Here is a 24766-nt window from a genome sequence, read left to right on the forward strand (position 1 = left end):
TAATATATCAAAAAGCATTAACTATTTATGCATTTAAAAACTTTTTCCAATTTTATATTTCTAGTCTAATTAATAAGTCTTTCGAATCATCTATTCATTACTATCAACCCTAGATTCCATTATCATTTTATTTTCTTCTTGATGAATTAAATTCTCTTTTTCAATAAAAATAAGGAAACCTAATAAACGATAAATGTTATATCAGATTTCCTTATTTTTATGAGGTTATGTTATGTGCTAGTATTCACAGCATAATAAAAGAATCTGATTTAAAAAATCAGATTCTTTTATTATTAAACATTAATAGGATCTTCTAATTTTATTACTCTCTTCTGCCATCTATTTTTTCTATATACCCAATAGCCATAAATACATACTATTAAATTGCTAAAACTCATAGAAAACCATATTCCTACTGGTCCGAAATCTGTAAAGTACTTAAAAATAAGTATCATTGGTAGCCTAACAAACCACAATCTGCCAATTTCCATAGCCATAGAATATTTTGTATTACCTGAACCCTGGAATATCCCTTGTAAAACACTAAATATTCCCATTAAAGGCATGGAAAAAGATATGTATTGTAAATAAGTTATACCTTGATATATTACTGTAGGATCATCCTTTGATTGTATAAAGAAATCTATTATTGCAGCATCTTTCCATAACATCAAGACACAACCAACTATTCCAAATATCAAAGTAAGTTTTATAGCTTTCATAAAAGCTTCTTTAACTCTATCAACTTGATTAGCACCTATATTTTGACCTACTATTGCTGTTAATGCTGCTCCAATTCCCATGGCTGGCTGCATTACTAAAGAAGTTATTCTATTTACCATTCCAAAGGCAGCTATAGTTGCTGTTCCATAAGAAGCTATAAACCCATTTAATACTATAAACCCTAAAGAAGAACCAGATTGACCTATAGAAGATGGTAATCCTACTTTGACTATTTCTTTTATTATCTCTTTATTTAATTTAAATCCTTTTAACTTTGGCTTTATTTTGTTGTTTGAATTAAATAACATATAAAAGCCTACTATGGCTAATAATGCTCTTGATAACAGAGTAGCAATGGCTGCCCCTGCTATGCCCATGTCAAAAGTAAATATAAATATTGGATCTAGCACTACATTTAATATAGCAGATATTCCGCTTAATATAGTAGGTGTCAAAGTATTTCCTTGAGCATTCATTATAGAATTAATATTAAAGAATAGAAATAAAAACGGCATATCTAAAAAAGTTATTTTTAAGTAAGTATTACTGTATCTTGCTAAATCTCCTGTGGCACCCATAGCCTTTATTATAAAAGGGCTTACTAAGTAACCTAGAAGAGCAAAGGATATAGAGCATATAAAAGATATTACTATTAGCTGATTTCCATATTCATTGGCTTCCTTAAGTCTTCCTCCACCTACTAACTGGGATAGTATGGATGTTCCTGCAATAGATAGCCCGATTCCTAAGGAAATAAAGAGAAAATTAACAGGCCAAACGAAAGAAGTAGCTGCAAAATGGACTGAACTTATTTTGCTGACCCATATTCCATCGGCTAAATTATATAGAGTTTGTATCAGATTGTTAATCATTATGGGCAGAGATAATGTTATAAGAACCTTATAAATATCCCCTGTTAAAATTAATTCACTTTTATCTTGTTTCTTCATCGCATCACCTTATCCCAATATATTTAGAGTCGCTAAATATATTATATCACGATATTATGAAATGGGAAGTAGTAAAGAGGGTAAATTATTTCCCCTCTTTACTACTTTATTATATTATAATACAAAAAAAGAAGCACAGATAACTGTGCTTTAAAAAGAATCAGTGTCCCTTTTTCTAATATTACGATTTTAACCATTTTTTTCTAGTATATACCTATCTTAAATTATTTATTATTTTTTAACGTCCTTCTGATTAAATTATAAGAATATTCGATGATTACAAATTCTCTAATAAAACTTTCTTATTTCTGCTATATATCTTACCATCTTATTATAATATTAGTGTACCCTTTTCTAATCCTATCCTCAAGTTTTCTTTTAGCATATTGTTTAAACATTTCTCTAGTTCCTGGAAGAATCATTGTTATTCCAATAATATCAGTAACTATTCCTGGAAGCAGGAGAAAGAAGCCTCCTATCAATATACATAAACCTGTTAGTAAATCATCTCCTGGCATATTCCCTTGAGATAGCTCTCTATTTATTTTGCTTATAACCAATTTTCCTTCACTTTTAGCTAAATAATATCCAGCTATGGCTGTTAAAATAATTAGAGCTACTGTTGTCCAAAATCCCATAGCTTGGCTGGCTTTTATTAGTATATAAAGATCTAATATAGGAGTTATAATTAATAATGGAATAATTTTTTTCATTTCTATTCACTCCCTTTTATCTTTAGGGGTAAAACTCAGACTTTCAAATCAGAATAAATAATTATACAGCTGACACCTGTTTCTGTAAAATTTCCCACATTTCTTTATAATTTTTCTTAAAATTAAAAGGTGTCAACTCTTTATCAACAAAAGCATGTGTAGTGTACCCTTCTGCTATTAATATATTATCTTCTTTTCTAAATAATTTATACTGAAATTCTAAGCGTACACCTTTTAACTTTACAAGTTCGGTCTTTATAATTATTTCATCATCATATTTAGCAGGCTTTATATACTTACAATGGCCTTCTATTACTGGTAAAAGTACTCCTTTTTCTTCTAAGGCTTTATTTGATATATCCATAGTATTTCTTAAAAAGTCTGTTCTTCCTATGTCAAACCATGTGAAATAATTACCATGATACACTACTCCCATTTGATCCGTTTCTTTATATCTTACTCTAATAGATGTAATATGCTCCAATACTTTCTCCTCCTTTACAGGACTCTAGCTTCACCTCTATAAACTAACCCAGTGATACTATCTACTGTAACAGTATCTCCGTCTTTGAGTAAAGTTGTAGCACCTTCTGTTCCTACTATAGTGGGTTTTTCTAAATTTAATCCTACTATGGCAGCATGAGAAGTAAGTCCTCCTTGTTCAACTATTATAGCCGAAGCTTTTTCCATGTATTGCACCATTTCTCTATCAGTACATACACTTACTAGTATATCACCATCTTTAAATTTATTCTTTATCTCTTCTGCACTATTTCCTATGCATACTTTTCCAGATACAGATTCTTTACCTATACCAGCACCACGTAATAATACCTTACCTATAGTATGAACTTTAATTAAATTAGTTGATCCCGAAACCCCTACAGGTATTCCAGCAGTTATAACTACTAGATCTCCTTCTTTAATATATCCCTTTTTTAATGCACTATGAATAGATAAGTCTATTACTTCGTCTGTTGAATCACTTACTGTTGATAATACTGGATAAACACCCCATACTAAGGATAACTTTCTCATTACTCTTTCTGATGTAGTAGCTGCTATAATTGGTGATCTAGGCTTAAACTTTGATATAGCTCTTGAAGTATATCCTGAAGAAGTGGCAGTAATTATAGCACTTGCCCCTAGATCTTGAGCTGTTGTACAAGTTGCTTTACTGATGGCATTAGTTGTAGATACTTCATTTGCTATTGTTTTAGATTTTAAGATCTCATTATAATTTAAGGATTCTTCTGTCCTTGTAGCAATATTATACATAGTTCGCACAGATTCTATTGGATATTTACCAGCAGCCGTTTCTCCTGATAGCATTATAGCATCACTGCCATCAAGAATAGCATTAGCTACATCTGTTACTTCTGCTCTTGTTGGTCTAGGATTTCTCATCATTGAATCAAGCATTTGAGTTGCCGTTATAACTGGCTTTCCAGCAATATTACATTTCTTTATAAGCTCTTTTTGAACTAACGGTATTTCTTCTGTCTGTATTTCTACTCCTAAATCTCCTCTAGCTACCATTATTCCATCAGATGCATTTAATATTTCATCTATATTGTCTACACCTTCTTGATTTTCAATTTTAGATACTATTTCAATATATTCTCCGTTGTTCTCTTCTAATATTTTTCTTATTTCTAGTACATCTGAAGCTTTTCTAACAAAAGAAGCGGCAATAAAATCTATACCATTTTCAATCCCAAATATGATATCATCAATATCTTTCTTTGTGATAGCTGGCAAGTTTATCGAGACGTTGGGTATATTTACTCCCTTATGGTCTTTTAGTGTCCCACCATTTAAAACAATACACTTCACATCTGTATCGTTGAGAATTTCTAGAACTTTTACTTCAACTAATCCGTCATCTATTAATATAGTATTATCCTTTTTTACATCACCTGGTAACCCCTTATAGGATACACTTACAATATCTTTGTCTCCTAATATTTCTCTAGTAGTTAAAGTAAATATATCTCCTTCTGCTAATTCTATGATTCCTTCTTTAAAGTTTCCTAGTCTTATCTCTGGTCCCTTAGTATCAAGCATTATTCCTATAGGAAGTTCTAATTCTTCTCTTACTTTTTTAATAGTGTCTATTCTTCTTTTATGTTCTTCATGGCTTCCATGAGAAAAATTAAGACGACAAACATTAAGCCCTTTTAAAAATAATTCTCTTAAAACTTCTTCTTTCTCAGAAGATGGTCCAATAGTACAAACTATTTTTGTCTTTTTCATGTTTTCTATCCCTCCGTTAAATTGATAATACTTTAGTAGTATCATACATCTCCATATCAAAAACTTTCTTCATATTTAAAGCTTCATCTATATCCATATCAATTATTTGGTTACATTTAATTCCTAAAGCTCTACCGCCTTTATCATTAAGTAAAAGTTCTATTGCTTTACCTCCCATTTTACTAGCAATAATTCTATCAAAGGCTGTAGGTGTCCCTCCCCTTTGAATATGTCCTAAAATAGTAACTCTAGTATCTGTCCCAGTTTTTTCGATTATAGATTTAGAAACATCATAAGCATTACCTACTCCTTCAGCTAAAACTATAATATGGTGTAGTTTACCTCTATTTCTACCCTGAATCACCCTTTTACATACTTCATCTATATCAAATTCCACTTCTGGAACGATTATACTTTCAGCACCACCAGCTAAACCTGCATATAAAGCTATATCTCCACAGTGCCTCCCCATTACTTCAATAATATTAGCTCTACCATGAGAAGTAGAAGTATCTCTAATTTTACTAATAGCATCTACAACGGTTTCTACGGCAGTAAAAAAGCCTATAGTATAATCAGTATACCCCATATCATTATCTATAGTACATGGAATTCCTATAGTTGGAATTCCTGCTTCTGACAGTTTTTTAGCTCCCTTAAAGCTCCCATCTCCACCTAATATTATTAATCCATCTATTCCAAAAATCTCTAACACATTTACTGCTTTATTAAAACCCTCTTCTGTTCTAAATTCATCACTTCTAGCACTTCTTAACATAGTGCCTCCTCTATGAATTATGTCTGCAACAGAAGATAGATTCATTTCTTCAATACTTCCATTTATTAGTCCATTATACCCTTGTTTTATTCCCATTACTCTTACTTTATTAAAAATTGCTGCTCTAACTACAGCTCTTATAGCTGCATTCATTCCTGGAGCATCGCCACCACTTGTTAGTACTCCTATAGTCTTCATTTTTAGTCCTCCTTAATCATATACTATGTTAAATTATGCCCAAATCTAATAATGCCAATTGAACATCTTGAGCTTCAAATTCTGGTGCTAATATTTCATAAAGTTCATATTCTCCTTCTTTAGAAAAGAACTTTCTTTTTACAAGAAAACCTTCAGATTTTAGTCTATTCTCCACTTCCATTGCTGATTCTAGTCCCGTAGCCATATAAACAACTGTCCACATTTGTAGCACTCCTTTAATATAGAATAGAAAATAATTATAAATATTATATCATATATAGCCTCTAATTTCCCCTTAAACCTTAGATTTAAGAGATTTTAACGCAATTTTTTCCAAGTAGATTTTCTAGCTCAGATATTAATTGTTCACTTTCTCCATCTACCCATAAATTTCTATCGGCAATAACTGTTTTATTATCTCCTTCAATATATACGTAGACTGGAACCTCGCCTTTATATTTTAATAAAACACTTTTCAATTTTTCAAAATTATAATTTGTATTAGTCTTTGAAACCTTTACATATATTTTTTCTCTTCTATATTTATTTAATGAAGCAATTCTTTCACAAATTATTTTCGGTTCTTCTTCTTCACTTAAACTAAGTTTTCCTTCTACTACAATTATACTATCTTCCTTTAGTTGTTTGTTATATTTTTCATAAGTAGCAGGAAATACAATACACTCAATAGAACCATATAAATCTTCTAATGTTAAAAAAGCCATCATATTGTTATTCTTTGTTATTTTATTTTTCTTTTCTACTACTATACCACCAATAGTAATTCTTTGACCATCTTTTAATCCTTGAATCTTCTCTCCCATTTCTTCATCTAATTCAAAAAGCTCTGTTGTCGTAACAGTAGATATTCTTTTTAAATCTTCTTCATAAGGTTGCAGTGGATGACCACTAATATATATTCCTAACATTTCCTTTTCCATAGTTAGCAACGCTTTTTGTGGAAACTCTTTTAAATCTGGCAAACTATCATAGGAAACCTCTGTGTCTATAGTTTCAAACATGGAGAACTGTCCCTCTACATTTCTCTTCCTATCTGCGTGAATTCCATCTATAGTCTTTTCAAAAATGGCTAATAATTGAGCTCTATTACCACCTAGACTATCCATAGCACCACATTTTATCAGGCTTTCTACTGCCCTTTTATTCATTACTGAGGAATCAGTTTTTTCTATTCTCTCTACAAAGTCAGTAAAGCTTTTAAATTTTTCTTCTTCTCTAGCCTTAACTATGGCTTTTATAAAACCTTCTCCTACATTTTTTACTGCCATAAGACCAAATCTAATCTTATTATTAGAAACAGTAAATTTTTCGTAACTCTCATTTACATCTGGAGGAAGAATTTCTATGCCGAGTCTTTTACATTCCTGTATATACAATGATACAGAATTGGTATTCCCCATGACACTACTGATTAAAGCTGCCATAAATTCTACAGGATAATAATATTTTAACCATCCTGTTCTGTAAGCTACTACTGCATAGGCAGTTGAATGTGCTTTAGGAAACGCATATTTAGCAAAATCAATCATTAAATCATATATTTTATTTGCAGATTTCTCATCTACACCATTTCTTATTGCACCATTTATGATTACTTCTCCATTTTCATCGGTTTCCCCATATATAAACCGCTTTCTTTCTTTTTCCATTACATCCATTTTCTTTTTACTCATAGCACGTCTTACTAAATCTGCACCTCCGATAGTAAAGCCGCCTATGTCCCTTACAATCTTCATTACTTGTTCTTGATATACAATACAACCATAGGTCATATCTAATATAGGTATAAGCTTTGAATGTAAATATTTAATTTTTGAAGAATCATGTTTACAGGCAACGAACTGTGGAATTTGATTCATCGGTCCAGGCCTAAATAAAGCATTAGCAGCTATTAAGTTTTCAAAAATATTAGGCTTTAATTCTTTTATAAATGCTCTCATTCCAGGACTTTCAAATTGAAATATACCTAAAGTTTCTGCTTTAGCAAACATTTCAAGAACTCTCGGATCATCGTAATCGAAGTTGGAAAAATCTATTTTTATTCCATGGTTTTCTTCAATTAAATTTACTGCATCTCTAATTACTGTTAAAGTCCTCAAACCTAGAAAGTCCATTTTTAATAAGCCCAGTTCTTCTAACTCTGTCATATTAAATTGGGTAGTTATAGCATCATTATTTCTTAAAAGTGGAACATAATTTGTTATAGGCTCTTTGGATATAACTACGCCTGCAGCATGAGTTGAAGTATGTCTAGGTAATCCTTCTACAGCCTTTGCTAAATCTATAAGATTTTTAACTTCTTCTCTTTCTTCATAGACTTCACTTAAAGTTTTATTAACTTCTAAGGCTTTTTCTATAGTCATGCCTAATTCCATAGGAATTTGCTTCGCTATAAAATCAACTTCACCATAAGGCATATTTATAGCCCTACCTACATCTCTAATAGAGCCTCTTGCAGCCATAGTACCAAAAGTAGCTATCTGGGCTACCTTATTTGCACCATACTTCTTGACTACATACTCGATAACTTCCTCTCTTCTTTCGTAGCAAAAATCTATATCAATATCAGGCATAGTGACTCTTTCTGGATTCAAAAATCTTTCAAATAGAAGCCCATATTCTAATGGATCTATGTCTATAATCCTAAGAGCATAAGAAATAATACTTCCAGCAGAAGAACCTCTTCCTGGACCTACCATTATGCCATTATCCTTAGCAAATTTTATAAAATCCCATACTATAAGGAAATAGTCTGTATATCCCATTTGCGTTATAACATTAAACTCATACTCAAATCTATCTTTTATTTCTGGAGTAATTTCTTTATATCTTTCTTGCAAGCCTTCAAGACACAGTTTCATTAAATATTCGTCATTAGTATATCCTTCTGGAATCTCATATTTAGGTAAATGTAAATTATTAAAGTCAATATCTACATTACATCTTTCCCCTATTTTCACTGTGTTTTCTAAAGCTTCTATTGCTTCTCCAAATATACTTTTCATTTCTTCATAGGATTTTAGATAAAATTCATTAGTTGGAAACTTCATTCTATTAGTATCATCAATAGTTTTAGCAGTTTGGATACATAAAAGTACATCATGAACTTCAGCATCTTCTTTTCTTAAGTAGTGAACATCATTAGTAGCTACCAAAGGTATTCCCGTTTCTTTACTCATTTCAATTAACTGTTGATTCACTTGTTTCTGATCAGAAATACCGTGATCTTGAAGCTCTAAGAAAAAGTTATTTTGTCCAAATATATTATTGTACTTTAAAGCTATCTCTTTAGCCCTTTTATAATTTCCATTTAACAAATGCTGTTGTACTTCTCCACCAAGACATGCACTTAATGCAATAATACCTCCATTATATTTTTCTAATATATCATGGTCTATCCTAGGCTTATAGTAAAATCCATTTACATAACCTTCAGATACTATTTTCATTAAATTCAAATAGCCTTGATTATTCTCTGCTAATAACACCAAATGATACTGATTCTTATCTTTGGGCTCCTTTTCCGTATATTTATTCATAGCTACATAAACCTCAGAACCCAAAATTGGCTTTATGCCTCTCTCCTTTGCTTCCTTATAAAATTGAATAACTCCAAACATGGATCCATGGTCAGTTATAGCCACTGCATCCATTCCTAATTCCTTAGTCCTATCTAAAAGACTTTTTATTCTACTAGATCCATCCAATAAGCTATACTCTGTATGGACATGAAGGTGAACAAATTTATCTTTATAGTTCATGAAATTATCCTTTCTATAATTAGTTATAACTTATTTTATCACAAAAAAAGAAAAAAGTTCCCTGATTTCTTAGGAAACTTTTTTTCTTTTTAGTTATAGGATCCTTTCACCTAAAATATTTATTATTCATTTGAAGCTTTGATTTGTTTATCTCTTCTAGATAATTCAATAATCCGATTCTCATTATAGGCTGTTCTTGCTGTCAGACTATTTACATCTACTTGAAGCTTATCTAATTTTCCGTCCATTTCTTCTAGTTTATCCTTTACTACTTCTCTATTATCATATAATCCTCTTATTTTCTCCGTTAAATTATTTTCCATATTGATTATAGCTTTTCTATTTTCCCGTATTTCTTTCGAATTTTCATCTACTTTTATTTCTACACTATCAAGTCTTCCTTCTACTCTATCAAACCTTTGATTCATTTCTATATACATGGTTTCAAGTAGTTGTAGTATTTTATCATCATTACTCATAGGTTCACCTCCTAATAACTTTTTCGATTATTATGTTATTATAATTATAACATAATAGTATAGTAAATATTATTAATTATTGATATATTATAAAAAAATCCCTAATAATAGGGATTTTTTCTATAAATGTCCTAGCTTTTCTATTACGTTTTCGATTAAAGACAAGTCTATAACTCTAAAATCATCTAATACTCTTTCTACCCAATTTGGAGTAGGCTTATTAGATATAAACTTTTTAGCTGTGGCAATGCTTTCTTCAATGATCTTAGTACCATCATAATCTAAGCTTCCTTTTTCTTTACTTATCATTATAGTTTTATAAGGTGTTTCATTTGGCTTTATACTTCCTGATAGGGGATGGGTCATTAATTTATGTCCTTCATGAACTTTATCCCTAACAAACTCTAGAATTTCTAAATAAGTAGCATCTTCTTTAAATATAATTTCTATTTTGTCTTTAAATTTATCATAAACATATTTGTTATTAGTAATAATTATATTTGCCATTGTATACCTCCAAATTTTATTAAGATCATAGATTATTTTTTTATATAAAATTAAAATGCAACCAAACCCCTCATATATTTTGGAGGGGTTTGTAATTTATATATTTTATTACATTTTTATTTTCTTAGCCATAAGCCTATTTCTAGACTTCCTTTAACCCATTTTCAACTAGATATGTTAGTTCGTCTATTGCTTCCTTTTCATCTTCTCCTTTAGCAATGATAGATATTTCTTCTCCATGAAATGCTCCAAGAGACATAAGCCCTATTATACTTTTACCACTTACTTGTGTACCATCAAGTTCTAAATATATATCGCTTACAAACTTGCTAGCAGTTTGTACGAAAAGGGCAGCAGGCCTAGCATGTAACCCTACTTCATTATTTAATTTTACCTTTCTAATTTCCATCTTTAATTTATACCTCCTTTTTTAGATCTTCAACTAATTGTTCTATTTTCCTAAAACGATGATTTACTCCAGATTTGCCTACTGGGGGATCTAACATCATGCCTAATTCCTTTAAGCTTGCTTCTTTATATTCTAGCCTCAATTCAGCTATTTCTCTAAGGCTTTTAGGCAATTTTTTAAATCCAACTGTGTTTTGGATGTATTCAATATTTTCTATTTGCCTTAAGGAAGCATCTATTGTTTTGCTTAAATTTGCAGTTTCACAATTTACTATCCTATTAATGTTATTCCTTACATCTTTTAAAACTCTAATATCTTCTAGTTTTAATAGGGCTTGATGAGCACCAATAATATTTAGTATATCAACTATTTGCTCTCCTTCTTTTATATAAACTACATAATTGTCTTTTCTCATTACGATTTTAGAATTTAAATTAAAGGAATTTATTATTTGTGATAAGTTTTTACTGTGCTCTTCATTATTTGTGACAAATTCTAAATGGTAAGTTTTTTCTGGATTACTTATAGAACCTCCGCCTAAAAAAGCCCCTCTTACATAGGATCTCTTACAACACCTATTTTTAATTAATTCTTTTGGGATTTTATAGTTAACATTAAAAATACTGTTTTCTCCATGATTAATGAATCCTACATCTTCTAATATCTTTTTTGAAATATCTATATCATTTACAACTATAAGATAATTATTATTCTTCTTCAGTTGTTTATTCTTTCTTACCATTACTTCTACTTCTGTGTTATAAATCATTTTTAATATAGAAAAAATTCTTCTTGCTATAGCCGCATTTTCTGTTGTAAACTTTAAATTAATCTTTTTCATACCGCTAATTTGGATAGTACCACTCATTCTAACTATGGCTGCTAATTCTGCTATAGCACAACACTTATCACTAATGGGTAGCCGTGATAATTCATTTTTAGTTACTGCTGAAAATGACATACTATCTCTCCTAAATCAATAATTCTCTACTTATACATCCTTAGTCCTTTTATTATAATCTTTCTCTCATCTTCATACTTGACTAGATCTATAGCCTTATCTATATGAACAAATAATGCATCCACAAAACCTTCTTTTTTCTGAGGAACACAATCCATATTGTTAGTTTTCATCAAATACCAATGGACAGTTTTGAAAACGGTTTCATTTTCTTTGAGATTCTTATAGTTATAGTGAACCATTCCAATATATTTTATTATTTGTCCTCTAACTCCACCTTCTTCATATACTTCCCTAAGAGCGGTATCTCTAATATCTTCACCTTTTTCCACCCGTCCTTTTGGCAGTACCCAATCACCATTAAATTTCTTTAGTAACAAGATAGTATTACCAAATACTACAACACCTCCAGAACTAACTTCTTCTACCATTGAAACCAACTCCCAATATATAGTTGAATTAAATCATCCTCACTTACTAAAAAGTATTATATCAATTATACTATATTTTCTATAATTTTGGTAAAGGATTTTTCGTATTAATATAGAATATAATATATAAACCAAAAAATCAAGGAGGATTCATAATGGAAATTTCAATAAACTATGTTATAAAAAAGCTAGAAGAACTTTTGAGGATTCCTAGTCCTACTGGAAATACTGAAAAAGCTATCTCTTTTGTGGAAAACGAATTTAAAACTTTAGGAATTTCTACTTATAGAAACAATAAAGGAGCTTTAATAGCTACTATAGAAGGTAAAAATAAAGATAAGGAAGTTACTTTATCTGCTCATGTAGATACTTTAGGTGGGATGGTTAAAGAAGTTAAAAATAACGGCAGGCTAAAAATCACTCAGCTAGGCGGTTATGTTTGGAGCACTATTGAAGGTGAATATGCGACTATTGAAACCATGGATGAAAAAGCTTATACAGGAACAGTTTTAACTACTAAAGCTTCATCTCATGTTCATGGTGAAGGAACAAAAAATATTGAAAGAAATATGGATAACATGGAGATTAGAATAGACGAGAAAGTTTTAAATAAAGATGATGTTTTAAAATTAGGCATAAATGTTGGTGATTTTGTAGCCTTTGATCCAAGAACAACTGTTACTGATACAGGTTTTGTTAAATCAAGACATTTAGATGATAAGGCTTGTGTTGCAGCTTTATTGGGCATAGCTAAATATTTAATAGATAATAATATTAAGCCTAATTACACAACAAACTTTTTCATTAGCAACTATGAAGAAGTAGGCCATGGAGCAAGTAGCTCTATTCCAGAAAAAACTTTTGAATTTATAGCAGTAGATATGGCAGCTCCTGGAAATGGACAAACTTCTGATGAATATAGTGTAACTATTTGTGCTAAAGATAGCTCTGGACCTTATGATTACGAATTAAGAAAAAGATTAATTAATTTAGCAAAAGAAAATAATTTAAACTATAAAATTGATATTTATCCTTATTATGGTTCTGATGGTTCTGCTGCTTTAAGGGCAGGATATGATTTTAAAGTTGGTTTAATTGGTCCTGGAGTAGATGCATCTCATTCCTTTGAAAGAACTCATAAAGAAGCCATCGAAAATACAATTAAATTAGGATTATTATATTTAACTGAATAAAATAGAGATGATTTTTCATCTCTATTTTATTAAACCAATATCATTCCAATCCAAGTAACTTTATCTTGTCTAAATTCTATAGATATGCCCATATTTTCTAAAGTTTTTATAACATCTACACCTAAACTTTCTGAAGAAGGTCTAGACTTTTCTGGATAAGGACACTTTTTATATCCCTCATTTATCTTACAAGGCTTACAATTTCTGCAATTACCTGCAAACAAAGCCATAGCTTTATTATATCCTTGATTTTTAAGTTCTTTTTCTATGTCTAACAATATATGATTTAAAACATCTGCTGGTCTATAAAATTCTTCTTTATCTTCAGATTTACTTATTTTTTGTTCATATAATAATATGATACAATAGCTATAATCTTCTAAAGATTTTTTAAAAATATTTAATCCTATATTATTAGGAGGACACATGAAGTTTTTTCCATACTGACCACATTTGTTCTCCTTACAATATTTGATTACTTTTTCATCTATGACTAAATCTGAAGGTTTAATTACTCCTTTTAATTCAACATTTTTAGTTTTAATACAATCTAATAGTGTATCCATATTTTTCTCCTTTTTGCATGGTATTTCCATGTTTAATTATCTATAATAAATGGAAAGTATATAATTGGAGGTGTTTTTTTATGACTATAAACGAAAAATTTATAATAAATCTTCAAGGTAAAAATTTTATAACCTACGAAGGCTTACTAGATCTAGCTCATCAGAAAAATTTAATTTCTATCGAAGTTGAGCTAATTCAAATACCAAATAAAGAAAATAGTATGACTGCTATATGTAAAGCAACTGCTACTACAGATAAAGAAACTTTTACAGATATTGGTGATGCTAGCCCCCAATCTGTTAACGCTACAATAGCACCCCATTTAATTAGAATGGCATCTACTAGAGCTAAAGCAAGAGTCTTAAGAGATTTAACTAATATGGGAATGACAGCTATTGAGGAATTATCCCTCGATGATGGCGTTAATGAACCTGAAGAGCCTTATCAAATTAGCCAGCAAGAGCCTCCTACAAAAAGACAAGTTGATACTATAAAGAAACTTGCAGATGATTTAAATTATCCTGTAAACTATGATGCCTTAACTAAAAAGTCTGCAGCTAGTTTAATATCTAAAATGTTAGATGAAAAGAAAAAATAAGCAGTCAAAGCTTATTTTTTCTTTTTTACTATATCCATAAGAAGTTTACTTAATTCTAAATTATCATGGCGTATATAATCTTTTTTTACATCAATTAACTTACCTTTGATTAATTTAATATTTTTAGAAGCTAGTATTCTTTCATCTTCTATGCCTAAAACTACAGGCATAGAACCATCATTGGTATATTTATTTAAAGTTTCATTAGGTATTTCTTCTATATTGGCTATAACATAGTCTAATAAATCTTCCCTGCTATGCTTTAATATAGCTTCTACATGATCTATAACCTTATATTCATCAGTTTCTCCTGGTTGAGTCATAACATTAGAGATATATACTTTAGTTCCTTTAGCATTATATATGGTATCTACAATATTATTTACAAGTAAATTAGGAATTACACTGGTATATAAACTTCCAGGTCCAAAAACGATTAAGTCTGCTTCTTTTATAGCATCTACGGCTCCACTTAAAGGAAAACTTATTTTAGGTTCCATATATACGTAATCAATTTTACTGCCTATTTCTTTATTTTTTACTGGTATATCAGATTCTCCTTGGATAATACTGCCATCCTCTAGAACTGCAATTAATTTAACATTTTCTAAAGTCATAGGTAGTACCTTCCCAGTAACTGCCAAAACATTACTAGTCTCCTTTACTGCCAGTTCAAAACTGCCATAAATTTCATTCATAGCTGCTATAAAAAGATTTCCAAAGTTCTGGCCTTTTAATATACCTTCACTAAATCTATATTGTAATAATTTTTCCATTGTAGGTTCAGTGTTTGCTAAAGCAAGAATACAACTTCTTATATCTCCTGGAGGAAGCATTCCTAAATCTTCTCTTAATATACCAGAGCCTCCCCCATCATCAGCCACGGTAACTATTGCTGTTATATTGGAAGTATACTCCTTCAATCCTCTTAAAAGAACGGATAATCCAGTACCTCCTCCTATAACTACTACCTTAGGTCTTTTGGATAAAACTTTTTCCTTATATATTATATTGTTTAAATCGTTTCTACTTATTCCACCATTAGAATTATGTTTATTGATCCCATTAAAAATACTGCTAAAGAATTTTTTCATTGAAAAAATAATCAAAAATACTCCAATACAAGAAAATATTATCTTAATATCTTTTTTATAGGAGACAACTATCTCATACATAAAACTTGATATGCCTATAGAAAACAAGAATATCCCTAATATGCCTAAAGATATCCACCCAAGTATTATAAGTGTAGGCTTATATTTTTTACTCATATTTTTTCCCCTTTATTTTAATCTAAAATCTCTATGACTTACTATTGTTCTGTGGCCATTATCCTTTAATATTTCTCCTATTTTATTGGCTATAGCTACAGATCTATGAACACCCCCTGTACATCCTATTCCTATAATAAGTTGAGTTTTTCCTTCCGTAATATAATAAGGAATAAGAAACTCCAACATATCTATAAGTTTATTTATAAAGCTATGAGTTTGATCCCATTGAAACACATAATCTTTAACATTGCTATCTTCTCCAGTAAAGTCTTTTAATTCTTGTATATAGTAAGGATTAGGAATAAATCTTACATCAAATATTAAGTCTCCATCCATTAACATTCCATGTTTAAAACCAAAAGAAACTACAGAAATAGATAATTTTCTTGATTCTAACCCTTCTGTGAAAATATTAGACATTTCTTCTTTTAACATACCAATAGTTAAGTTAGATGTATCAATAATAAAGTCAGCCCTTTTCTTGACTTCTTTCAGCAATTCTCTTTCTTCATTAATCCCATCTATTATTCTGCCTCCAGGATTTAAGGGATGCGGTCTTCTCAACTCTTTATATCTTTTAATTAGTACATTGTCTGATGCATCTAAAAAAAGAATTTTATAACTAGTTCCTTTCTCTTTTAATTCTTCTAATCCTTTAAATAAATGATCAAAAAATTCTCCGCCTCTAATATCTATAACTACTGCTACTTTATTGATATCTCTTTTTGATTCATGGCATAACTCCGCAAATTTAGATAATAGTACTGGCGGAAGGTTGTCCATACAATAATAATTCATATCTTCCATTACTTTCATTCCTTGACTTTTCCCTGCTCCTGACATTCCTGTTATTAATAAAAATTCCAAATTTACCACCACCTTAGTTTCTTAAAATATTTCTTATCCTTTGCAAAGGTACTTCTGCTTCAATAGCTCTTTTAATTCCTTCTTCTACATTCCCTACATCTTCAGGTTTATGGGCATCACTATTTATCATAAATTCAACTTTTTCCTCTAAAGCTATCTTTATATTATCTACAGATAATTGACTATGACTAGAGTTTATTTCTAATGCTGTGCCATGTTTATAAGCTTCTCTGGCTAATTCTTTTATATCTAGTTTAACCTTAGATCCAGGATGAGTTATTAAATCTACAGGATATTTGTTTATTGCCTTTATAAACGCTTTAGTATTCAACTCCAAAGAGCTTTTTCTTCCTAAAGGTAATCCCTTAGATATGGGATTTAAGATGTACATTCCTAAACCATTCATTATAGAATTAGGTGTAACGCCATAATGATATCCTAATAATAAAATATCTATTTCCTTAAGAAGTTTTTCATCTACATCTATAGTCCCATCAAACCCTATAATATTTGCTTCAACACCAAGTAAAATTTTTATTCCCCTGTCCTCATATTCTTCTTTTAGTCTTTCTACTTCTTCTCTCATTTTACTTATATCTTTCTTCTTTATCCCATATAAATAGTGCTTTGGACCATGGTCACATATAGCAACTTCCTTAAGACCTTTATTTAGAGCTGCTTCTACATTATCTCTTATTGTACCAGTTCCATGGCTATATATAGTATGAGTATGGTAATCTCCAATTATTCTCATATCTCTAATCCTCTCCTAAAATCCTTATCTCAGGTTCCAATTTAACTTGAAATTTATCGTTTACTACCTTAGTAACTACACTAATTAATTCTAGAACATCCTTGCAGCTTGCATTTCCTAAATTTACTACAAAGCCACAGTGTTTTTCAGATATTTGAGCATCGCCTCGTCTCAATCCTCGTAAACCTGAATCTTCTATTAGTTTTCCGGCAAAATTACCTACTGGTCTTTTAAATGTGCTACCACCACTAGGTAATTCTAAGGGCTGCTTAGAATTACGTTTAAAAGTTAAATCTCTCATAGTTTCTTCTATAGTAGAATAATCTCCTTTATTAAGTTTCATTTCTACTCCTAGAACAACCAAACCTTCATCTCCTACTTTACCACCTCTATATCTAAAATTCATTTCTTCATTTTTATATTCTACAATATTATTGTTTTTATTCAATACTCTAACTTTAGTAATTACATCCTTCATTTCTCCTCCATAAGCACCTGCATTCATAGTTACAGCTCCACCTATAGTTCCTGGGATCCCACTAGCAAATTCTAGTCCAGTTAAGGAATCTTTCAAGGCTAATTTACTTACTACACTAAGAAGTACTCCACTCTCACAGTATATTATGTTATCTTCAAAATGAACCTTGTTTAATCCATCATTTATTTTAATTACTACACCTCTAATACCACCATCTTTAATTAACAAATTAGTACCATTTCCCATAACTAAAAAATCTAAATCACTCTCTCTACAAAACTTAATACATTCTATTACTTCTTCTTCTTTAGAAGGAATAACCATTACATCTGCTGGACCACCTATCTTAAATGAAGTATGGTTTTTCATAGGTTCATTAAATAAAATTTTTCCAAAGGATTTATTATTAAATATATTAAATAATTCTTCTTTCTTCAAAAGTACCACTCCTAACATAATCTTTGAATATTTATATTTATAATATCAAATTTCTAATTATATTACTAATATTTTTATTCTTTGAGTCTGTGAATCCTTATCTTTGCTTCCTCAATGACTTCATAAGAAGGTTTTTCTAATAGCAATCCACTTCTGATTTCTTCATAAAGTATATTATCTATTTCTTTCCAATTCTTCATAAAAGGTATATAGTAAGTATAGGAAAGAGTCTCTTCAATCTTTTTCATTTTATGATTTTCCATATACATATCTTTTATTCCTCGTTTTACAGTGAATATACCAATATCCTCAAGACTTTTTTGATTCTGAGTATTAGTTAGAAATTTTAAAAATTTTACACACATTTCCATCCTCTTTATATTGTCGTCTTTTACTACCCCGTAAGAAACTAGCCCATCACTTAAAATTACAGGTATTTTCTTGCCTCCCATAGGATAATTAACTATATCAAAGTTAAATCCTTCTCCATTATTATAAAGGTTATCAAGAAAGTTTACCTTTCGGCTATCTGTTGGATAAACTGCTATTTTCTTTTCCTTATAAAATAATTCCCAACTCTCTTTTTTACTTATCATTCCGAAATAATCCGGAGCTACTCTATGTTTATCTTTTAAATCTATGGCTTTTTCCAATCCTTTTATAGCCTTCTCTCCATAAAAAGCATACTCTCCTCTTTTTGGATTTATAAATTCTGCACCATCTGATAGAATTATTCCCCAAATACTATAGTCTCTATTACCTATATAGGACATAAATCCATAACTATCAATAATTTCATCTCCATCTTCATCAATATTAAGTCGTTTTAAAGCTTCAATAAACTCTTCATAAGTCCAGTTGTTATCAGTAGGTGGACTAACTCCGGCTTCATGGAACTTATCTAAGTTTAAATACATACAATAAGTTGTCATACCTATAGGTACAGCCATCATTTGTTTCTCATAAGTAACCCCTCTTAATGCCTGATACTTAAACTCTTCTAGTTCTTGTTTTTCAAAATAGTCATCTAAAGGCTCTAATCGGTCAAAGTTATTAAAATAGTTATTTATAGGTAAAATATTAGGTAAATCTCCACTAGATAAATTCTTTTCAAAGTCATTATATAAATTATCTTCGTCCATAGGAACAAATTCAATATATACACCTGGGTTTTTCTTTTCAAACGCTCGTATCTTGCTTTGAATCCACCCATATCTACTTCCTGATGCAATACTTATTTTTGGAGAATCCCAAATTTTTATTACTCCTTTATAAGGCTCTTCTTTTACTTCTTCCATGTTAAATAAGCTATCTATAAACAAATGATACGACCATATTAAAATAAATCCTACCAACAGGATAGAAATTATTTTCTTCATATTGCCACCCCCTAGAATATAATATTCTTAGGTTTTTATCTTTATGTAAAAAAGGCTTCTAAAGACCCGTTTTAAGGTAGCCTTTTTTGAAACTCATTCAGGTCAAAACAAGTTCTTACATTGAAAAAAGAAAAAAAGTAGAACTTTCCTATTCGTTATAAAATAAAAGGTAGAAGCCTTATTTTATAATAGCTTCTACCTTCTTAGTTAATTTTTATTGTTCTGCCATTCTTTTATATTTTTCATATCTATCCTTAGCATCATTTTCTGCCGCCTTAAATAGCTCGTCAGCTATTTCTGGGAATGTTTGTCTTAAGGAAGTATACCTTACTTCTGAATTGATGAAATCCATAAATGGTTCAGTTGGTTCTTTTGAATCTAATACAAATGGATTCTTTCCTTCTTCTTTTAATCTTGGGTCAAATCTATATAAATGCCAGTATCCTGTATCTACAGCTTTCTTTTCTTGTTTAATACTTGTACCCATACCAGTTTTAATTCCATGATTAATACATGGAGCATAAGCAATAATTAGTGCTGGTCCATTGTAGCTTTCTGCTTCTTTTAATGCTTTCATAAGTTGATTCATGTTAGCTCCTAGAGATACTTGAGCTACATAAACATATCCATAAGAAGCTGCAATCATACCAAGGTCTTTCTTTCTTACCTTCTTACCAGAAGCTGCGAACTTAGCTACTGCCGCTGTTGGTGTAGATTTTGATGATTGACCTCCAGTATTTGAATAAACTTCTGTATCGAATACTAATACATTTACATCTTCCCCTGATGCTAATACATGGTCTAATCCACCAAATCCTATATCATATGCCCAACCGTCTCCACCAAATATCCATACAGATTTTTTGATTAGGTAGTCTTTTAGGTCAGCAATTTCTTCTAGAATTTCTTTTCCTCTCTTATTAACTATATCTTTATTTAATCTTGGTAAAATTCTTGCTGTAGCAGCTTTTGAAGCCTTAGAATCATCCTTACCTTCAATCCATTCATTAAAGAATTCGCTTAATTCTCCATCTATATTTAAGGAAATAAATTCTTTCATTAATCTTTCTATTTTATCTCTCATTTGTTTTACAGCTACTGCCATACCATATCCGTATTCAGCATTATCTTCAAATAATGAATTTGCCCATGCTGGTCCTTTACCTGCTTGGTTCTTGCAATATGGTGTTGATGGTGCACTTGCTCCCCAAATAGATGAACAACCTGTAGCGTTAGCTATAATCATTCTATCTCCAAATAATTGAGTCACAAGTTTTGCATATGGAGTTTCTCCACAACCTGCACATGCTCCTGAGAATTGTAGAAGTGGTTCTTTAAATTGACTTCCCTTAATGCTAAAGGCATCCATTACTTCTGGTTTAGCCTTAACAGTCATTGCATAATCCCAATTCTTTTCTTCTAATTCAAATTCTTCTTCAAATGGTTTCATAACTAAAGCTTTTTCCTTAGCTGGACATACATCAGCACAGTTTCCACATCCAGTACAATCTAATAGACTGATTTGAATACGGAATTCTAAACCTTCTAATCCCTTTCCTAAAGCTTTCTTAGTTTCAAATGTTTCTGGAGCATTTTTAACTTCTTCTTCATCTAATAAAAATGGTCTTATTACTGCATGTGGACAAACATAGGAACATTGATTACATTGAATACAGTTTTCTTTAATCCAATGAGGTACATCTACTGCAATACCACGTTTTTCGTAAGCCGATGTTCCATGAGGGAAGGCTCCATCTTCTCTACCAACAAAAGTGCTTACTGGTAGTTTATCTCCTTCTTGTCTATTCATTGGAATTAATACGTCTTTTATAAATTCTGGTATTTCTTTTTTGCATACCCCTGCATCTTCTTTAGCATCTTTCCAACTTGCTGGAACTTCTACTTTAACTAAAGATTCAATTCCTCTATCTACTGCCTTGTAGTTCATTGCTACAATTTCTTCACCTTTACTACCGTAGTCTGAAACTATTGATTTTTTTAAGTGATCTACAGCTTCATTTATTGGAATAACATTAGCCAATTTAAAGAAGGCAGATTGCATAATCATATTGATTCTTCCACCTAGACCTATTTCATTTGCTATATGAGTAGCATCTATAGTGTAGAAGTTAATATTGTGGTCAGCAATATATTTCTTCATAGTCGCTGGTAAATTTGCTTCAAGTTCTTCTTTATTCCAAGTACAGTTTAGAAGGAAAGTTCCTCCGTCTTTTAATCCACTTAGTAAATCATATTGATATACATAGGACTGTTTTGAACAGGAAGTAAAGTCAGCATCAGTTATTAAATAAGTTGATTTAATTGGTTCTTTACCAAATCTTAAGTGAGATATAGTAACTCCCCCAGATTTCTTACTATCATATGCAAAATATCCTTGAGCATACATATCAGTATCGTCACCAATAATCTTTATAGCACTCTTATTAGCTCCAACTGTTCCATCAGAACCAAATCCCCAGAATTTACATTTAATTGTTCCTTCTGGTTCAGTTTTTATAACTTCTTTTATATCTAATGATGTATTTGTAACATCATCTATTATTCCTATAGTAAATCTATCTTTAGGTTTTTCTTCTTTTAAGTTTTCAAAAACAGCTTTAATTTGAGATGGAGTAGTGTCTTTTGAACCTAATCCATATCTACCACCAACGATTACCGGTTGCTCATCACAAGTATAGAATATACTTCTTACGTCTAGATATAGAGGTTCCCCTACTGCTCCACGTTCTTTTGTTCTATCTAATACAGCAATTTTCTTAACTGTCTTTGGTAGTACATCAAAGAAATATTTTGGTGCAAAAGGTCTATATAAATGAACTTTTATAACTCCAACCTTTTCTCCTTGAGCCATTAAGTAATCTATAGTTTCTTCTATAGTTTCAGTTACTGATCCCATAGCAACTATGATTCTTTCAGCTTCTGGATGTCCGTAATAGTTAAATGGTTTATAATCTCTTCCAGTTATTTTGTTAATTTCTTGCATGTAATCGTTAACAATTTCTACAATGTTTTCATAGTATGGATTTGCTGCTTCTAAAGCTTGGAAATAAATATCAGGGTTTTGTGCAGTACCCTTTGTATATGGACGTTCTGGATTTAATGATCTATTTCTAAATTCATTTAATGCATCGTAATCGATTAATTTTTCTAGATCTTCATAATCCATTACTTCAATTTTTTGAATTTCGTGACTTGTTCTAAATCCGTCAAAGAAATGTAAGAATGGAACTCTTCCCTTAATAGCACTTAAGTGAGCAACTCCTGCTAGATCCATTACTTCTTGAACACTACCTGAAGCAAGTAAAGCGAATCCAGTTTGTCTTGCAGCCATTACGTCTTGGTGGTCACCAAAAATACTTAATGCATGGCCAGCAATTGCTCTTGCAGTAACATGGAATACTGCTGGTAATAACTCTCCTGCCATTTTGTACATATTAGGAATCATAAGCAAAAGTCCTTGAGAAGCTGTAAAAGTGGTAGTTAATGCACCAGCTGATAGGGAACCGTGAACTGCTCCAGCAGCCCCTGCCTCAGATTGCATTTCTGTCACTAATACTTCTTGTCCAAAGATATTTTTTTTGTCGTTTGCAGACCATTCATCTACTAATTCTGCCATTGTTGAGGATGGTGTAATTGGATAAATTGCTGCTACATCTGTAAAAGCATAAGCAACATGAGATGCAGCTGAGTTACCATCCATGGTTTTCATTATTCTTGCCATTTATAGACCTCCTTTTATTGTAAATACTTTATTATAAAGTTTGTAGAAAGTTTAACACTCTACTAATTGAAATAAGGCAATAATACTTTATCCTCACTACATTTTAAGTATATTAAACATTAATAATAAAGTCAACCTATCATAGTAACCATAATTTATATACACCTATTAAGTAATGTAAATTTTTTATTATTGTGACTATATTCTCAATTTTCTGATATTATTTTTATTAGACATATATTATAAAATATACTCCTAATAATAATACTAAAATCCCCTAGTTTTAAAAACTAAGGGATTTTTCTATATAATAAAATATTTAAATTAAATACTCCTATAAATCCTCAATTTTGTTCCTCTTTCTGCTCTTTATTTGGTCTTTTATTCTATTGTTTAATTCTTCGGCTGCATTATAGCCCAATTTCTTTTGTCTTGTATTTCTAGCTGCAACTTCTACTATCATAGCTAAATTTCTTCCCGGTCTCACAGGTATAATTAATTTCTGGACTCTAATGCCTAACAAGTCAATACAATCTTCATCTAATCCAACTCTATCATATTCCTTTGTTTCATCCCAAAATTCCAACTCTACTACTAAATCAATAAACTCATTTTTCTTAACAGCACCTACACCATATAATCTTTCTATATCTAGAATTCCAATTCCTCTTATCTCCATAAAGTGACGAATTAAATCAGGCGCTTGTCCTCTCAGTTCATCTTCTACCCTCTTGATCTCAACTGCATCATCTGCCACTAACCTATGTCCCCGTTTAACTAATTCAAGAGCAGTTTCACTCTTTCCCACACCACTCTTCCCAATAATTAATATTCCCATACCATATACCTCAACTAATACACCATGAACTGTCATCTCAGGAGCCAGTAGATAATCTAAGTGATTTATCAATTCATTAACAAATTTCGTTGTAGGCAAATTAGTTCTTAATATACTTCTATTATATTGAATAGCTAGTTCTATCATTTCTGGAAATATAGGCAGATCCCTTGATATGACTAAAGCAGGTATAGGAAAAGATAGCATTTTTTTAGTTCTTTCATATCGCAATTCTTCAGATAGCCCATTAAAAAAATGCCATTCTACATTCCCAATAATTTGTACCCTTTCATAAGCAAACTTATCAAAATAACCCGCCATTTGAAGTCCTGGTCTATTTACATCACTACCAGTTATTTTAACTTCATCCATATTATTAGCACCGTAAACTACTTCTAATTTTAAATCCTCAATTAATTTATCTAAAGTTATATACTCCATACTTTCTCCT

Annotated in this window: 22 protein-coding genes; 2 read left to right on the top strand and 20 right to left on the bottom strand. The window is 30.7% G+C overall.

Annotation, left to right across the window (positions count from 1 at the left end):
* Window positions 1-293: 293 nt before the first annotated feature.
* The 12 genes from KQI42_RS10465 to KQI42_RS10520 form a co-directional block, all read right to left on the bottom strand.
* Window positions 294-1673 (bottom strand): MATE family efflux transporter, encoded by a 1380-nt coding sequence (locus KQI42_RS10465; RefSeq protein WP_216519541.1) that lies wholly within the window; start codon window positions 1671-1673, stop codon window positions 294-296.
* Between the two features lie 320 nt (window positions 1674-1993).
* A complete protein-coding gene (locus tag KQI42_RS10470) occupies window positions 1994-2386 on the bottom strand; it encodes an FxsA family protein (RefSeq protein ID WP_216519543.1) in 393 nt (130 codons plus the stop codon).
* Window positions 2387-2447: 61 nt separating this feature from the next.
* Window positions 2448-2870, bottom strand: a complete 423-nt coding sequence (locus KQI42_RS10475) for an acyl-CoA thioesterase (protein ID WP_216519545.1) — start codon at window positions 2868-2870, stop codon at window positions 2448-2450.
* Window positions 2871-2884: 14 nt separating this feature from the next.
* A complete protein-coding gene (gene pyk, locus KQI42_RS10480; protein WP_216519547.1) occupies window positions 2885-4642 on the bottom strand; it encodes a pyruvate kinase in 1758 nt (585 codons plus the stop codon).
* Between the two features lie 16 nt (window positions 4643-4658).
* Complete coding sequence (gene pfkA, locus KQI42_RS10485) at window positions 4659-5618, bottom strand: 6-phosphofructokinase (protein WP_216519549.1); 960 nt, start codon at window positions 5616-5618, stop codon at window positions 4659-4661.
* Window positions 5619-5646: 28 nt separating this feature from the next.
* Complete coding sequence (locus KQI42_RS10490; protein WP_216519551.1) at window positions 5647-5841, bottom strand: hypothetical protein; 195 nt, start codon at window positions 5839-5841, stop codon at window positions 5647-5649.
* Window positions 5842-5926: 85 nt separating this feature from the next.
* Entirely contained in the window at window positions 5927-9400 is a 3474-nt protein-coding gene (locus KQI42_RS10495; RefSeq protein ID WP_216519553.1) for a DNA polymerase III subunit alpha, read from the bottom strand.
* A 122-nt stretch (window positions 9401-9522) separates the two neighbouring features.
* The gene (locus KQI42_RS10500; RefSeq protein WP_216519555.1) at window positions 9523-9879 is read right to left on the bottom strand and encodes a hypothetical protein; all 357 of its coding nucleotides are present in this window, start codon (window positions 9877-9879) and stop codon (window positions 9523-9525) included.
* Between the two features lie 120 nt (window positions 9880-9999).
* Window positions 10000-10386: a GrdX family protein gene (locus KQI42_RS10505; protein ID WP_216519557.1), complete on the bottom strand. Its 387-nt coding sequence runs from the start codon at window positions 10384-10386 to the stop codon at window positions 10000-10002.
* A gap of 142 nt (window positions 10387-10528) precedes the next feature.
* Window positions 10529-10795 (bottom strand): HPr family phosphocarrier protein, encoded by a 267-nt coding sequence (locus tag KQI42_RS10510; RefSeq protein WP_216519559.1) that lies wholly within the window; start codon window positions 10793-10795, stop codon window positions 10529-10531.
* A gap of 7 nt (window positions 10796-10802) precedes the next feature.
* Window positions 10803-11756: a DNA-binding protein WhiA gene (whiA, locus tag KQI42_RS10515; protein ID WP_216519561.1), complete on the bottom strand. Its 954-nt coding sequence runs from the start codon at window positions 11754-11756 to the stop codon at window positions 10803-10805.
* A gap of 26 nt (window positions 11757-11782) precedes the next feature.
* Window positions 11783-12187 (bottom strand): NUDIX hydrolase, encoded by a 405-nt coding sequence (locus KQI42_RS10520; RefSeq protein WP_216519563.1) that lies wholly within the window; start codon window positions 12185-12187, stop codon window positions 11783-11785.
* Window positions 12188-12342: 155 nt separating this feature from the next.
* Here KQI42_RS10520 and KQI42_RS10525 point away from each other — a divergent pair, with 155 nt between their 5' ends.
* Window positions 12343-13380: a M42 family metallopeptidase gene (locus KQI42_RS10525; protein WP_216519565.1), complete on the top strand. Its 1038-nt coding sequence runs from the start codon at window positions 12343-12345 to the stop codon at window positions 13378-13380.
* Between the two features lie 29 nt (window positions 13381-13409).
* On the opposite strand, the gene KQI42_RS10530 is transcribed toward KQI42_RS10525, so the two are convergent.
* A complete protein-coding gene (locus KQI42_RS10530; protein WP_216519566.1) occupies window positions 13410-13946 on the bottom strand; it encodes a DUF2284 domain-containing protein in 537 nt (178 codons plus the stop codon).
* An 80-nt stretch (window positions 13947-14026) separates the two neighbouring features.
* On the opposite strand from KQI42_RS10530, the gene KQI42_RS10535 reads away from it, so the two are divergent.
* Window positions 14027-14545 carry a hypothetical protein gene (locus tag KQI42_RS10535; RefSeq protein ID WP_216519569.1) on the top strand — a complete coding sequence of 173 codons (519 nt, stop codon included), beginning with the start codon at window positions 14027-14029 and terminating at the stop codon, window positions 14543-14545.
* Window positions 14546-14556: 11 nt separating this feature from the next.
* Here the strand turns inward: KQI42_RS10535 and KQI42_RS10540 are convergent, their stop codons facing one another.
* The 7 genes from KQI42_RS10540 to hprK form a co-directional block, all read right to left on the bottom strand.
* A complete protein-coding gene (locus tag KQI42_RS10540; protein ID WP_216519571.1) occupies window positions 14557-15816 on the bottom strand; it encodes a gluconeogenesis factor YvcK family protein in 1260 nt (419 codons plus the stop codon).
* 12 nt (window positions 15817-15828) lie between these two features.
* Complete coding sequence (gene rapZ, locus KQI42_RS10545) at window positions 15829-16686, bottom strand: RNase adapter RapZ (RefSeq protein ID WP_216519573.1); 858 nt, start codon at window positions 16684-16686, stop codon at window positions 15829-15831.
* A 13-nt stretch (window positions 16687-16699) separates the two neighbouring features.
* Entirely contained in the window at window positions 16700-17440 is a 741-nt protein-coding gene (locus KQI42_RS10550) for a PHP domain-containing protein (RefSeq protein ID WP_216519575.1), read from the bottom strand.
* Between the two features lie 4 nt (window positions 17441-17444).
* Window positions 17445-18356 (bottom strand): UDP-N-acetylmuramate dehydrogenase, encoded by a 912-nt coding sequence (gene murB / locus KQI42_RS10555; protein WP_246566373.1) that lies wholly within the window; start codon window positions 18354-18356, stop codon window positions 17445-17447.
* Between the two features lie 74 nt (window positions 18357-18430).
* Window positions 18431-19735, bottom strand: coding sequence for an ABC transporter substrate-binding protein (locus KQI42_RS10560; protein WP_216519579.1), 1305 nt, complete (start codon window positions 19733-19735; stop codon window positions 18431-18433).
* Between the two features lie 214 nt (window positions 19736-19949).
* Window positions 19950-23477 carry a pyruvate:ferredoxin (flavodoxin) oxidoreductase gene (gene nifJ / locus KQI42_RS10565; protein WP_216519580.1) on the bottom strand — a complete coding sequence of 1176 codons (3528 nt, stop codon included), beginning with the start codon at window positions 23475-23477 and terminating at the stop codon, window positions 19950-19952.
* A 334-nt stretch (window positions 23478-23811) separates the two neighbouring features.
* A complete protein-coding gene (gene hprK / locus KQI42_RS10570) occupies window positions 23812-24756 on the bottom strand; it encodes an HPr(Ser) kinase/phosphatase (protein ID WP_216519581.1) in 945 nt (314 codons plus the stop codon).
* Window positions 24757-24766 lie beyond the last annotated feature (10 nt).

Origin of the sequence: Tissierella simiarum (genome assembly GCF_018917865.1) — a bacterium.
Classification (GTDB): domain Bacteria; phylum Bacillota; class Clostridia; order Tissierellales; family Tissierellaceae; genus Tissierella_C; species Tissierella_C simiarum.